We start from the raw sequence: 13738 nt of genomic DNA, 5'->3' as shown, positions 1-13738 counted from the left end.
GTTTTCTGTTCCAACTAATAAATGGCTTTTATAACGCACCGGCTCTTACGGCACATCCATGTGCCAAACGAGCCTAATCCAAACATCCTGTTTGGCTTTACTAAAAGCCATTGATGATTTGGGAAAACTCAACGGTGGCCATATTGTAGCCACATTGAGTCATGTTTTATTATGGTAGTTTTATCAGTTCTGAGTAGGGATGGTAAGTGATTGCTTTGGTGAAGTTTGTTGGTACTTGGCTCGTCTGCGCTCATCGTGGCAGTTTGATTAATTGTATACTTTGGTATTTCGCCCTTTCGGCGACTTCACTTTCTCTTGGTCAGAAGAGAAACCAGTACCCAAAAAATCAAAGAGACTGACACTGGATCGTTTTCTGCTCCAATCTAAACCGGCATTTTAAACGCATCATCTCAGGATGGCCGTCCATGGCCATTCTGACATTATCGCAAACGTCCTGTTTGTGATTGCTAAAATGCCAATTTAGCTTGGGAAAACTTGACGGTGGGATTGTACGTCCACAATGAGTCATGTTTTATTGTGGCAGTTTAATCTGTTCTTCGTAGTGATGATAAGCGCTTGTTTTGAAGAAGCCGTTTGGGTTTTAGCTTGTCTTTGCTCGTCGTGGCAGTTTGATTATTATTAGCATTTATTTCGCCGTTGCGGGGACACGCCTTTCTCTTATAAAAGAGGAAGGCGTTAAAGGGGCTAATGAGAGAGTATTTTCACTCCAATTATCGGTATTTGGTTTTAATTATAATAATGAGTTTTTCTTCATTAGCGCTTTATCTACGCCTTTTAGTTTCATTTCATCCATTATGAAGTTAACTGTGTTTAATAGGCGTTGTTCTCCTACTGGCATCAGGTAACCAAACTGGCTTTTTGTGAATGGGTTTTCTTCTCTCACTGCTTGTAAGGTTTTATCTGTTGCTTGATAAAATAAGGCTTCTGGGGTCTCAGTTACCATCACATCAACCGTGCCAGCGGATACTGCTTTTGGTACATCTAGGTTGTTTTCATATTTCACAATGGTGGCTTTAGTCAGAAATTGCGCTGCAAATTTTTCATTAGTTCCGCCAATATTCACACCTACTTTAACACTCGGTACATTCACTTCTTTTAATGTGTCATATTGGTCTTGCTTGCCATTGGCAACTAAAAATACTTTACCAAAGGTCAAATAGCCCTGGGATTGTTCTGCTGCTAATTGACGTGACAACCGACGGGTAATTCCACCCATTGCGATATCATATTTACCTTGTTTAAGATCTCCGACTAGATTTTTCCACGTCGTTTGTACAAAACGTACTTCAACACCCAACTGCTCTGCAAAATGTTTTGCAACATCAATATCGTAACCTGAATACTGTGTATTATCGTAGTAAGTAAAAGGTTTATAGTCGCCCGTTGTACCTATGGTTAATACTCCTTTTTCTTGAATATCACCCAGTAAGTCAGCTTGAGCATTAAAGCTAATAGCAGCGATTGAAAGCAAAGCAATGGAAGAGAGTTTCATAAATATCCTTAAGTTTTAAGTCTTGTTTTATAGGTCATGCTTATAGGCACAGGTTTATAGGAATTATCTTATAGGTCTTGTTTGTAGGTATTGGCTTAATAGGTATTGGTTTATAAGTTTTTTTCATCAGAAATCGGTTTATAAGTCATCGGTATATAAACAGATTTTTTATAACCACTCTCTTTACAAATAACAGGTTACTTTAATAAGCCATGATGTTACTGAAAGCGTGAACCCTACAACAAATTCACTGGTTATAGGGTTTCAATCTATATGGCTTTTCAGCACTCCATTAAAACGGAGTGCTAACTACCCAAAAAAAAGCGCAAAGACTGAGCTAAACAATTGATTATGTTAGCAGTTATATGCAACCAAAAATGGTTAGTTATTTTGCAGCTGCTTGCGTTAAGCCACTTAGTACCGTGGAGACCTTCATTAGTACTTTGTCACACCCTTTTAAGTCATGGCGCTGTTTCATATATTCTGGATCGTTGTAGGTAAGCCAAACTTTATTATCCGCATCGGTCCAGATTAATACTTTTTGAGGAAGGTCAATGGCAGCTAGTTGTGAACATTGCATAATTGGCGTCCCAACCTTTGGGTTACCAAAGATGATCACTTCCGTTGATCTTATTGTTAAATCAACCCCTGCAGCATTTTTTTGATGATCAATTCTAGCAAAAAGAGTTAGTCCTTTTTTTTCTACGATTGATGCAAATTTATCTGCGGTCTGTTTTGCTGAATGCTTACTCTCAACTGAAATTAAACCTTCTGAAGCTTGCGCGTAGCCTGAAACAAAAAATGAGAACAATGCAAATATAATAATTTTTTTCATAGTAATTTCTCTTCAATTATAGGTTTAGAGGGATAGACTTAGAGGTTTTCTTTGCATAAAACTTCTAGCAAATGATGGTTGCCAAGAAATTAGCAAAGAGACTAAAGTATTAAAAATGACTAGCGAACTTAAATTCTATAAAACGGTACGAATTTAATACTGCCTTTTTAACTTAGAGGTGTAAATGATTAACCTTGTGATTATCAAGTAATGTTTCAAAATCGTTAATTCTGAGAGGTTTACTGTATAAAAAACCTTGATGATTGAAGCAACCTAATCGGTTCAAACAATCTGCTTGCTGCTTGTTTTCAATACCTTCTGCAACCAATCCAAATTTGAAGGTTTTTGATAATAAGATCAAGGCATTGATAATGGATAAGTCTTTTTCTGAATCAACAATATTATCGATAAAGCATTTATCTATTTTCACATTATCAACGGGTAATGTTTTCAAACGTTGTAGTGAAGAATATCCGGTACCAAAGTCATCTATCGATAGTTTTATCCCTAAGGCCCTTAGTTTATTTAACGTTGGGATCAAGTATTTATTATTTTCAGAGAACAAAGATTCCGTGACTTCAAGTTCTATTGAGCTACCTTCTACCTGATACTTATTAAGTATATCCTCAATGGTGGACACAAAGCTTTCGTTGTCTAATTGTCGTAAGGAAACATTGATCGCGACAATGCCGTTAAACTTTTGTTTACTTTGCCATTTTTTTACCTGTATGCAGGCCATTTCAATGACAAAGTCACCGACTTCTTTGATCATGCCATTGGATTCAAGTATCGGAATGAAGATCTCAGGTGAAATAATGCCGTGATCGTAATGCTTCCATCTTAATAAACACTCGACACCGTAAACCTGGTCGGTAATGGAGTTAATTTGAGGCTGATACCACACTTCAAATTCTTGCCTAGACAGCGCTACTTTTATATCTTGCTCTAACAAGTGTTGTTGTCGAACTAACTGTTTCTCTGATGAGTCAAAAATAGCATATTGATTACCACCTAACCGCTTCACTTTTTGCATCGCTACATCGGCAAAGGAGATAAGCTCACGTAAATCGGTTGAATTGACAGGGAACTGACTAATGCCAATACTAATCGACATTTTAAATTGTCCATATCCAGTAAGAAAAGGACGGTCAAAGATAGTTAATAGTTTAGCCGTTATTTTATCTATATTTTTAAGTGACTCTTCACCTTGAATAACAACAACAAACTCATCATCACCACTTCTTGCCAGTATGTCATTATCTCTTAATCGTCTTTCAAAACGATTAGCAATACACTTTAATAGCTCATCACCCACATGATGGCCATATGTGTCGTTAATCATTTTAAAACGGTCTAAATCACAACATAAAACAGCAAAATAAGCAGGTTTAACTGCGTTAGATTTTTGTAATTCGGCCAGTTTTTCAAATAATAATCTGCGGTTAGGTAAACACGTCAATGAATCATAATAAGTATGAAATTTCTTTTCTTCTATTGATTTTTTTAATGTAGTGATATCGTTAAATTGACAAATATAATGCGTAATAATGTCATTGTCGTCTTTTAAACATGAGACATTTAACCACTCTGGGAATATTTCACCATTTTTACGTTTATTCCAAATCTCACCATGCCAATTACCTGTACTTATTAGTTCTTGCCAAAATTTGCGATAAAAATGTTTGTCCTGTTTGCCGGATTTTAATATTGAAGGAGTCTTACCCAACACCTCTTGGCTGGAGTAACCTGTAATTTCACTAAAGCTATCATTAGCACATAAAATATAACCCGATGCATCTGTCACTAATACCGCTTCTTTATATTCTCGATACATTTTCGATAAAAAAGATAATGCATGCTTTGCTTCATCTAAATAAGATAAGTTTTTAATAAATAAAGTGATCACATCGGTTTGATCATAGCGGCGGAAAAATACGACTTCAACGGGAGTGGTTTCGGCATTCATTGTAAGCAACCGAGAATGGTAATGCCCATAGGTTGTATTATGTAGTGTTGAAATACCCTGTTCAGCTAAATGCAGATCAAACTCTTTAATATTTTTACCAACGGCATCATCAGTAGTTGTATTGACCATTTTTAAATAGCACTGATTAACCTCGAGAATAGTCCCGTCTAATTGTAACGTTAAAATTGCGCCGTTTTTTTCGTATCTATCGAGTAAGTTTTCAAAAAACGCCACTTTCCCCCCTTAACGTTAAAACTGAACCTGTATTTACAGGTAAAAAAATAAAACAAATAGCTTACAACATTTACAGACTAAATACTGAATGTAAAGTAAGGCTAATAACTAATGACCTTTATTAATGCCAACTGCAATTTTTTTAATTGGGTTTCATTAGCAATACCAAAACGTAACGAATCATTTTCATCGGTTAATCTGACATAAATACCTTGTTCGCAAAGCTGATGATAGACATCTGCGGCTTGATTCAGAAAAACAGTAATAAACAATGCATTGGCTTCAATACGTGCACCTACAAAATGAATTTCGAGTATAGATCGCATTACTTTGCTTTGTTGTTGTAATCGCATTTTTTGAGTAACTTGCCACGTTTTATCTTTTAATACCTGCTCTGTAATAAATAATGCAGGACCATTAATTGACCAAGGTCCAATATTTTCTTGTACCGTTTGACACCACTCTTGGCTACTACAAACAAAACCAATGCGTAAACCGGCAAGTCCAAAAAATTTTCCTACGGAGCGTAATACAATCACATTTTCACTAATTTGATCTAAGCGGTGTTCTTGATAGGTTATATCATTTAAATCAGTAAGGTGATAAATAAAACTAAATTCAGGCTCAAAAATATCTGCAAATGCTTCATCAATGACTAATAAAGCTTGCTGCTGGGCACATAGTTCCTGGCATTGTTTTAATTGTTCAATAGTAAAAGCATCGGTTAGTGGATTATTTGGATTGATCACCACTACCACACTATTTTGTTGTATATCACAGGGTAATGACTGTTGATAAAAATGTAATCGATAACCTGCTTTAGACCAAGCTTGTTGGTGCTCTTTATAACCTACTTTAGGTAAATAGGCATGTTTCTCTTTGAGTGGAATATTATTGAGTTCAGCCACTTTGCAATTCCACAGCTCTGGTAGCTTTTCAATCAACTGCTGACTGCCGGCTAACGGCCAGCAATACGGTGCTTTATAATAGGCTTTCGCCGCATTCACTAAACTATCGGTAATAGTGGGTAAATTTTGCCATATATGAGTTGGAATTTTGGGAATCGGGTAACTAAATGGAGCAATGCCCGTAGACAGATCTAACCACTCTTGCTCTGGGATTTGATACTGCTTTGCGACGCGGCTAAGTTGTCCGCCATGTAGAGTTGCCATGATACGAATTGACCTTTTAAAAATAGCGATAGATGAGTAGATAGACTCACCAATTGTAACAAACATAAACAGCTAAAATGATTGGTTAAAAGTACTAATCATAATAAGTGGCTAGGATAACTGAGGTGAATAACGAAGGTAAATAGCTAAGGCGGATAACTAAGGTAAATAACTAAGGTAAATAACTAGCGAAAATAACTACTAGAAATAACTAAACTTAATACTAAAAAGAGTTAAATACTGAAAAGACTAACTAAAGCCACTCGTTGACAGCTTATACAGTTGGTAGATCATTAGTAACGATTACAGTAGAAACCATTGATAAACAAAAACAACTACTAACCAAACAACGACCGCTTGTTTTACTAAGGTTAGGCTAGCTTTAATATGCTTACTTTGAACAACTTCACCTTGACCTAATAATGGTGAGTTAACTGTTTTACCAAAATAAACTGCACTGCCACCTAAACAAACATTTAGCACCGTTGCGCCAGAGGCCATTACCCAACCACCATTATGGCTTTTATAAGATTGGCTTTGTGAATACGCATTAACAAGCGCTTGCTTGGCAGTACCATTAAACAAACCAATGACGGTAAATAATAACGCAGTGATTTTTCCACTTACAAAACCTAATAAGTCATCCATTCTGGCACTAAACTTACCAAAATAGTTAAACTGCTCAGTTCGATAACCCCACATTGCATCTAAGGTGTTACTCAAGCGATGTATGATCACTAGCGGCGCTCCGCCAATAACAAAATAGATAAGCGTTGCAGTGACACCATCATGGCCATTTTCAAGCATAGATTCGGTGGTTGCTCGGCTGATTGCTTGAGCATCCAATTCGCTAGTATCACGGCTCACGATATAAGAGCAATAATGCTGTGCTTGCGCTAAATCGTCATTGATTAACGGGTTATAAATTTGCATGCCATGTAAATTCAAACTATTTAATGCAACAGCCCAGTAAACAATATAAATATTAACTAACAGAATCAGATAAACAGGCAGTAACCAAAGCAGTAAAACATATAACAATGGCAATGGCAGTACTAATAAACACCAAGTAACGAGGCCACCAATAAATTGTTGTTGATGGTTACCTTTATTGAATTTTTTTTCTAATTTATTAGCGAAGTTGCCAAATATAATTAAAGGATGGAAACGCCTAGGCTCGCCAATGAAGTGGTCAACCACCAGCGCAGTTATCAAGGTAAACAGCAGTATCATAGTTTTGAGAACGTTCCTGTTTCTTGATCATAAGTCATGGTAATTAATTGCGCATTTTTATAGTCATAACCGGTACTTAATGCTTTTTTTGATGATTCTTTAGATAATGATGCTTCAGACAAAGATACTTCCGATAATAACGGTTGACTAAATTGCGCCATAAAAGATCGTAAAATATCGCCGTGACTGACAATTAAAAAGGTTTCATTATTCGCCGTTTGCAACTGATTAGTTAATGCTTTTGTAAAACGCGCTAATAGCTCTTTTGCACTTTCACCTTGTTCAGGTTTACAGTCAGTAATGTGTGAGGTAATTTCATTATAATTAAGATCACCATTTACTTCGCTAACTAGCTTACCTTGCCAAATACCAAAATGACGCTCTTCAAAACCTGGTACAGGCTTAACGGTTATATTTAACTGTTCTGCACAAATGTTAGCAGTTTGAACGGCACGCCCTAATGAAGACGTTAACACTTGAGTAATATTTAACTCGCGGCACTGAGCTGCGAGTTGTGAAGCTTGTTGTTTCCCTTCTGACGTAAGGAAACTATCGAGCTGCCCTTGAATTCGGTGTTCAACATTCCATTCAGTCTGCCCATGGCGGGCAAGATAAAAAGTAGTTTTGTTATTCAAATGTCAGCTCTTATTTTAATCAGAAGGTTTAATAGGACAGTGTTAATCAAATTTGATTCCCGTTGATAGTAATCAAAAATAAAAAGTAACTAATGCTCACCTGCCATTAGTTACTTTATAGTATAAAAATGAGATGTTACTTTATCAATAACAACTATTTTTTGTGTGCTAACGCTTCACCTTGAACGCCATTATCAATGCGATCTTTTTCTTCATCCAATAACCATTGTGGGAATTGTCCCATGAAACAACAACAGACGCCTTCACCAATCATGGTTCTAGGCCCTAATGGATGAGCAATATGTTTATACACACCGTGACTATGAGGCTCTACATGCGTATGGGCATGGTCATGGTCATGGCTATGAGAATGCTCATGTGAATGCTCATTATGAGAGTGTTCACTATCATGAGAATGACCGTGTGAATGCTGATCATGAGAATGTGCATGATCATGGCTGTGAGAATGGTCATGATCGTGCGAATGCGCCTGCTCTGTTGCTGGATCTTGATATTCAGCATGATGATGATGCACATCGATTTCACCAGCGGCTAATCGACGCTTGAATATTGCCATCAAATCTTCTTCACTTGATTGCGTATTATCCATGATGTCACGAACACGGACTTCAAATGCATCGATTACCTTTTCATGGTCACGTAAGTAAGGCGTATTAATAAATTCAATGCTTGGGTTTTCTTTTGCAATTTTATCGACATAACCAGAAATACGTTTGATTAAACGGCCTGTAAATAAGAAATAAGGGGCAACCACAATACGCTTGTAATCAAGTTTAATCAGCTTTTCAAGGCCTACTCCAACTGAAGGGTAAGTCACACCGGAATAAACTGTATCAGCCCAACCAAAGCCCATATTTTCACTAACAATACGTGTTAATTTAGCCGCTTCAGCATTCGCTTGTGTATCAGAAGTACCACGGCCAACAACGACTAACATCGTATCGTATAATTCAGCAGGTGGATTATCAGCATCTAACCCTAATGATTCATAAATACGAGCTTGAAACGCGTTGATCATTGGCTCTTGTAAACCTAACTCTTTACCGTAACTTACTTGCAATCCTTCATTTTTTTCTTCAAAAGTAGTTAATACTGAAGGAATATCATTTTTAGCATGTGTTGCAGCAAATAACATACCGGGTACGGCATAAATATGCTCAACACCTTGGTTGATCAAACTGTTTAAACCCATGTGAATGTTAGGCGCAGAATACTCTAAGAATCCGTATTCAACAGGCAAGTCAGGAAAACGTTTTTTTAACCCTTCAGCAACCAGTGAGAATTCCATTTCAGCGTCTTTATCACGGCTACCGTGACCACAAACCATAATGCCTTTCTTAACTACTTTATTATTCATTTTTAATCTCTTTATATCTTTTGATTGTTTTTATTTACACTTTATTTGGCGCTGTTGATTCGCTGTAAACGGAATTGATTCGCTTTGAGCTCATTTATTTCGCCATGGTATCAATGACAGCTAAAACAGCAATCGACAATTGTTATTTTTCTAGGTTCAGATAGCTATAATTAACGTAGAAGCTAATGTAATAACTAATGTGACAAGTAGTGTAACAAGTACAACTACTTAGTTTCTGGCCAACTATTCTCAAACAAAAAAGTATCAACTTCTGCAGCCTGAGCCCAATTTTGTTCAATCAACATTGGTTTTTCATAAAACTTTTCAACGTGACCAATACATAAAATAGCAATCGGTCGACTGTCTTCAGGCATATTTAATAAATTAGCCAATTGAATGGGATCAAACAAAGAAACCCAACCAAGACCAATTCCTTCAGCACGTGCGGCTAACCACATATTTTGAATCGCACAGGCCACTGACGCTAAATCCATATCAGGCATAGTACGACGGCCAAACAGATGTTTTTCACGCCCTTCAGGCAAGGCAACCACAATCAATTCAGCACACTCTGAAATACCTTCTACTTTTAACTTTAAGAAGTCATTCTTACGTTGATTCAAAAGTTCTGCTGTTATATTACGTTCAGTTTCCACCAGCGTTTTTATTGATAATTTTAATGCATTATCTGTAATACGAATAAATCGCCACGGTTGCATTAAGCCAACACTTGGTGCTTGGTTAGCAACCGTTAATAAACGTGTTAATAATCCTTTTTCAAGCGGTTCACTGCTAAAATGGCGCATATCTCGGCGCTCTTTAATAACACGATAAACGGCTTCTTTTTCAACTTGGCTATAGCTATGCTGACTTTTCATTATTGACTACTTTTTTTAATTAAGGTCTTCTTCTGTTTTACTTTATATCTAACTGACTTTACTTAGCTTCTTGCATCTCATCACACTGTAATAGGAAATCTTGTAGCTTTTCTTTATATTCCTCAGGCGCTTGCCATAAACCACGTTGCGCCGCTTCCATTAAACGCTCGGCCATCTCTTCCATAATTTGTGGATTATTATCTTTTAAAAATTGCTGATTAACGTCATCAAACAGCAGCGTGTCAGTCACTTGCTCATATTGATAATCGGCAATCAAATCTGTGGTCGCATCATAGGCAAACAGGTAATCAACCGTGGCGCCCATTTCAAAAGCACCTTTGTAACCATGTTCACGCATCCCTTCAATCCATTTAGGATTTAAAACTCGCGAACGGATCACACGATTCAATTCTTCTTTTAAGGTACGAATCACCGGCTTACTTGGATTACTATGGTCACTATGATAAATGGTTGGTGCTTTACCTGAATACACTTGTGCCGCGTTACTCATGCCACCTTGGAATTGGTAATAGTCATCGGAATCTAATAAATCATGTTCACGGTTATCTTGGTTTTGTACCACCACTTCAATGTTACTTAGTTGATGTAAAAAGGCATCTTTCGCCTGCACACCATCTTTATCGCTGTTGCCGTAGGCGTAACCGCCCCAGTTTAAATACGCTTCAGCTAAATCGCTTTTCTCTTCCCAACAACGCTCATCAATTAAACCTTGTAATCCTGCGCCATAAGCACCCGGTTTAGAACCAAATACACGATAACTGGCTTCGCGTTTAGCCTCACCAATTGCCATACCATCGGCAATTAACTGTGCTTCACGTTGTTTAATATTTTGTTGGATTAAATTACCGTTGCCCGGTTCATTGAGTTCGCTAATGGCAACCACAGCCGCATCAAACAATGCCATCACATTAGCAAAAGCATCTCGGAAAAAACCGGAAACTCTTAAGGTCACATCAACTCTTGGGCGATTCAATAATTGAAATGGAATAATCTCAAAATCCACCACACGATTACTGCCCTGCGCCCAAATCGGTTTAACACCCATTAGTGCAAAGGCTTGCGCAATATCATCACCACCAGTGCGCATGGTTGCAGTGCCCCACACCGATAAACCAAGCTGTTTCGGATAATCTCCATGCTCTTGTAGATGGCGATGGATTAACGCTTGCGCCGATTGTTGACCTAATACCCAAGCGGCTTTCGAGGGAATCGCGCGATTATCCACAGAGTAAAAATTTCGCCCTGTTGGTAATGTATCTAAGCGGCCTCGAGTAGGAGCACCACTTGGACCAGCTTCAATAAACTTAGCATCTAAACCATCAAGGATTGCGCTTAATTCGTTTTTAACACTTTGATTTAACGCCGCTTGAATCGTTGATTTTGCATAGGTTAATAATGCCTGTGTTGCTGGATAATTATTCAGCTCAATAAGATCGTTATCGTTAAGTAAAAAGTGTTCAACCCATTCTAAGGCCAACAACTCTAAACGTTCACGCGTATCTGCATGCGTTCGCCATAGGGTTTCACTCACCTTCATTAATAATGAAGGCTTTTCATCCAACCATTGTTCACGGGTCGCTTCTAAAGGATCGAATGCTTTACCATCTACTTGCAAGACAAAATCACTCACTAAAGCGTGTAAAATACCTTGGTTTATAACGCCTTCACCACGTGGCAAGCGTAATAAAGCAATTAAGGTATTCGCTACTTTATGTGGTTCCGGCAGTTGCCCAAGAATATGTAACCCATGACGAATTTGCGCTTCTTTAATATCACAAAGGTAGGTATCTAATTCTTCTAATACTTGATTATCGTCTTCACGTGCAGCTTCATTTAATTCATCAAGGATATTAGTGCTTTGTACTTTTTCTAAAATTTGTTCACGCAACCACACCTCACGGCGCACATCTAAACCTTGAGCTTGATAATATTCATCGACTAAACCTTCAAGCTCAGCCAATTCGCCATAAGTTTCAGCACGCGTCATCGGTGGCATTAAATGGTCAATAATCACTGCTTGCGTACGTCTTTTTGCTTGCGCTCCTTCGCCGGGATCGTTAACAATAAAAGGATAAAAATGTGGCATTGGACCTAACACTGCATCAGGCCAACATTCATTAGAAAGCGCAAGCCCTTTACCCGGTAACCATTCTAAATTACCGTGCTTACCCACATGAATAACCGCATTCACTTGATAAGTAAAACGTAGCCAAAAATAGAAGGCTAAATAATTGTGCGGAGGCACTAAATCAGGGTCATGGTAGTTAGCGAGTAAATCAATATTAAAGCCACGAGCAGGTTGAATACCGACAAAGGTTTCACCTAAGCGAATCCCTGAGATCATCAAACGTCCATCACGACATTTAATATCATCTTCGGGGTTACCCCAACGTTCTGTAATAGCTTGCTGACTCACTAACGGTAAATCTGCAAAGGCTTTTTTGTAATCACTTAACGACAAACTCTGCCAACAGGCTAAATGATGTAAGGTATTGGGGTTGTTGGTCACTGATTCTAATAAGGTTTCAATCAGTTTGTTACCGTTTTCAGGCACGCCATCAATAGGATAACCCGCGTCCTTTAAAGCATTTAAGATATTCACAGTTGAGTTTGGCGTATCCAGCCCTACACCGTTACCGATACGGCCATCTTTGGTTGGATAGTTCGCTAAGATCAGCGCAATACGTTTGTTTTTATTATCGGTAAGTGAAAGCTGAATATATTTTTTAGCCAACTCAATCACAAACAAAGCACGCTCGCTATGTAATTGATATTGCACTAATGAAATTTGTGTTTTTTCGTCAAAAAAAGCTTCGGTTTTAAAGCTAATGGCACGGGTTAATACTTTGCCATCCATTTCAGGTAATACCACCTGCATAGCAATATCACGACTACGTAAACCTTGTTTGTAATTCGTCCAATCCTCTAACGTACTACTAGAAAGTACTAGCTGTAAAATAGGAATATCAACGGCAAATAAACGCTTAAAGCTATTCGGTTGAGAACTTAGTCCGGGACTGCTCACTGTATTCGCAGCAAAGCCTGTACTGTTTAAAATCAAACGACAATCATGCTCACTTAAAAGTTGATTCACCACACTCATGGCTTGTTCATCTTTTAACGAGCTAATCACTATTGGTAATGGGTTTAAACCATTCGCTGACATCAACTCAATAAACTGTTCAAACATCTCACAGTTAGCCGATTGTAAATGACTTCGATAAAAAATCAGGGCAACGACACTTTGCTCACTTTTCCATTTACGACTGATTTTTTGCTCATTATAAAACTGCGCAACAGGTAAAAAATGAGGGTCATTAACATCAATATTTGACGCAAAATAAAGCTGATTCAAATAAGCAAAAAGCTGTGCACTATTATCCAACCCACCAGCACGTAAGTATCGCCATACTTGATGTTGAATTTTTTCGGATACATTTGATAATTCAATTAACTCAGGGTCAACATTATCATCACCGGGTACTAAAATAAGTGTGCGATTGGATTTTGCTTTTGACCAGCGAATTAATCCTTCCACACCATATTGCCAATAAGCTTTACCACCTAATAGCGACACCACCACGACTTCTGCTTGCTCTAGGACTTTATCTTCATAAAGGTCAAAAGCAGCAGGCTTTAGTAAGTTAGTCCAATTAACTAAACGCGTTTCAGCCAAGCTATTATTCGAAGACAGGTTTTTCGAAGATTCAGCATTCACCTGTTTAGCTGTCACCTTTTTAAATCCGGCAGAAAGCGCGGTTAATTGGCTGTCGGCAGCGCTAAACACAACCAAAGGCGCTGGCGATTGCGCTAAATCGACAATGCCTTCTTCTTCAATAAATCCGCCTGGTTGTGCCGCTAATAGATGCATTT

General features: G+C 37.9%; 9 protein-coding genes. All 9 read right to left on the bottom strand.

Annotation, left to right across the window (positions count from 1 at the left end; translation table 11 throughout):
- Positions 1-751 precede the first annotated feature (751 nt).
- On the bottom strand, positions 752-1513 hold the full coding sequence (locus H592_RS0119995) for a transporter substrate-binding domain-containing protein (RefSeq protein ID WP_028870323.1): 762 nt from the start codon (positions 1511-1513) through the stop codon (positions 752-754).
- A 385-nt stretch (positions 1514-1898) separates the two neighbouring features.
- The gene (locus H592_RS0119990) at positions 1899-2348 is read right to left on the bottom strand and encodes a DUF302 domain-containing protein (protein WP_028870322.1); all 450 of its coding nucleotides are present in this window, start codon (positions 2346-2348) and stop codon (positions 1899-1901) included.
- Positions 2349-2520: 172 nt separating this feature from the next.
- Positions 2521-4548 (bottom strand): sensor domain-containing protein, encoded by a 2028-nt coding sequence (locus H592_RS22985; RefSeq protein WP_051369287.1) that lies wholly within the window; start codon positions 4546-4548, stop codon positions 2521-2523.
- 101 nt (positions 4549-4649) lie between these two features.
- Positions 4650-5720, bottom strand: a complete 1071-nt coding sequence (locus H592_RS0119980; protein WP_051369286.1) for a threonine-phosphate decarboxylase — start codon at positions 5718-5720, stop codon at positions 4650-4652.
- Positions 5721-6023: 303 nt separating this feature from the next.
- Positions 6024-6953, bottom strand: coding sequence for an adenosylcobinamide-phosphate synthase CbiB (gene cbiB, locus H592_RS0119975; RefSeq protein WP_028870320.1), 930 nt, complete (start codon positions 6951-6953; stop codon positions 6024-6026).
- The gene (locus tag H592_RS23445; protein WP_051369285.1) at positions 6950-7588 is read right to left on the bottom strand and encodes a histidine phosphatase family protein; all 639 of its coding nucleotides are present in this window, start codon (positions 7586-7588) and stop codon (positions 6950-6952) included. Before H592_RS23445 ends, cbiB begins: the two co-directional genes overlap by 4 nt.
- A gap of 154 nt (positions 7589-7742) precedes the next feature.
- On the bottom strand, positions 7743-8966 hold the full coding sequence (locus H592_RS22975) for a sirohydrochlorin chelatase (protein ID WP_037072338.1): 1224 nt from the start codon (positions 8964-8966) through the stop codon (positions 7743-7745).
- 224 nt (positions 8967-9190) lie between these two features.
- Entirely contained in the window at positions 9191-9844 is a 654-nt protein-coding gene (gene bluB / locus H592_RS0119960) for a 5,6-dimethylbenzimidazole synthase (protein WP_028870319.1), read from the bottom strand.
- 58 nt (positions 9845-9902) lie between these two features.
- A complete protein-coding gene (cobN, locus tag H592_RS0119955) occupies positions 9903-13736 on the bottom strand; it encodes a cobaltochelatase subunit CobN (RefSeq protein WP_028870318.1) in 3834 nt (1277 codons plus the stop codon).
- Between the last annotated feature and the right edge of the window lie 2 nt (positions 13737-13738).

This window comes from Psychromonas arctica DSM 14288 (assembly GCF_000482725.1).
In the GTDB taxonomy this organism is placed as follows: Bacteria; Pseudomonadota; Gammaproteobacteria; order Enterobacterales; family Psychromonadaceae; genus Psychromonas; species Psychromonas arctica.
This window is presented reverse-complemented; position numbering and strand designations above follow the sequence as displayed.

Excerpts from the sequence above, each read along its gene's own strand:
- H592_RS0119990 (WP_028870322.1), bottom strand. The coding sequence starts at position 2,348 with ATGAAAAAAATTATTATATTTGCATTGTTCTCATTTTTTGTTTCAGGC.
- cbiB (WP_028870320.1), bottom strand. The coding sequence starts at position 6,953 with ATGATACTGCTGTTTACCTTGATAACTGCGCTGGTGGTTGACCACTTC.
- H592_RS22975 (WP_037072338.1), bottom strand. The coding sequence starts at position 8,966 with ATGAATAATAAAGTAGTTAAGAAAGGCATTATGGTTTGTGGTCACGGT.
- bluB (WP_028870319.1), bottom strand. The coding sequence starts at position 9,844 with ATGAAAAGTCAGCATAGCTATAGCCAAGTTGAAAAAGAAGCCGTTTAT.
- H592_RS0119995 (WP_028870323.1), bottom strand. The coding sequence starts at position 1,513 with ATGAAACTCTCTTCCATTGCTTTGCTTTCAATCGCTGCTATTAGCTTT.
- H592_RS0119980 (WP_051369286.1), bottom strand. The coding sequence starts at position 5,720 with ATGGCAACTCTACATGGCGGACAACTTAGCCGCGTCGCAAAGCAGTAT.
- cobN (WP_028870318.1), bottom strand. The coding sequence starts at position 13,736 with ATGCATCTATTAGCGGCACAACCAGGCGGATTTATTGAAGAAGAAGGC.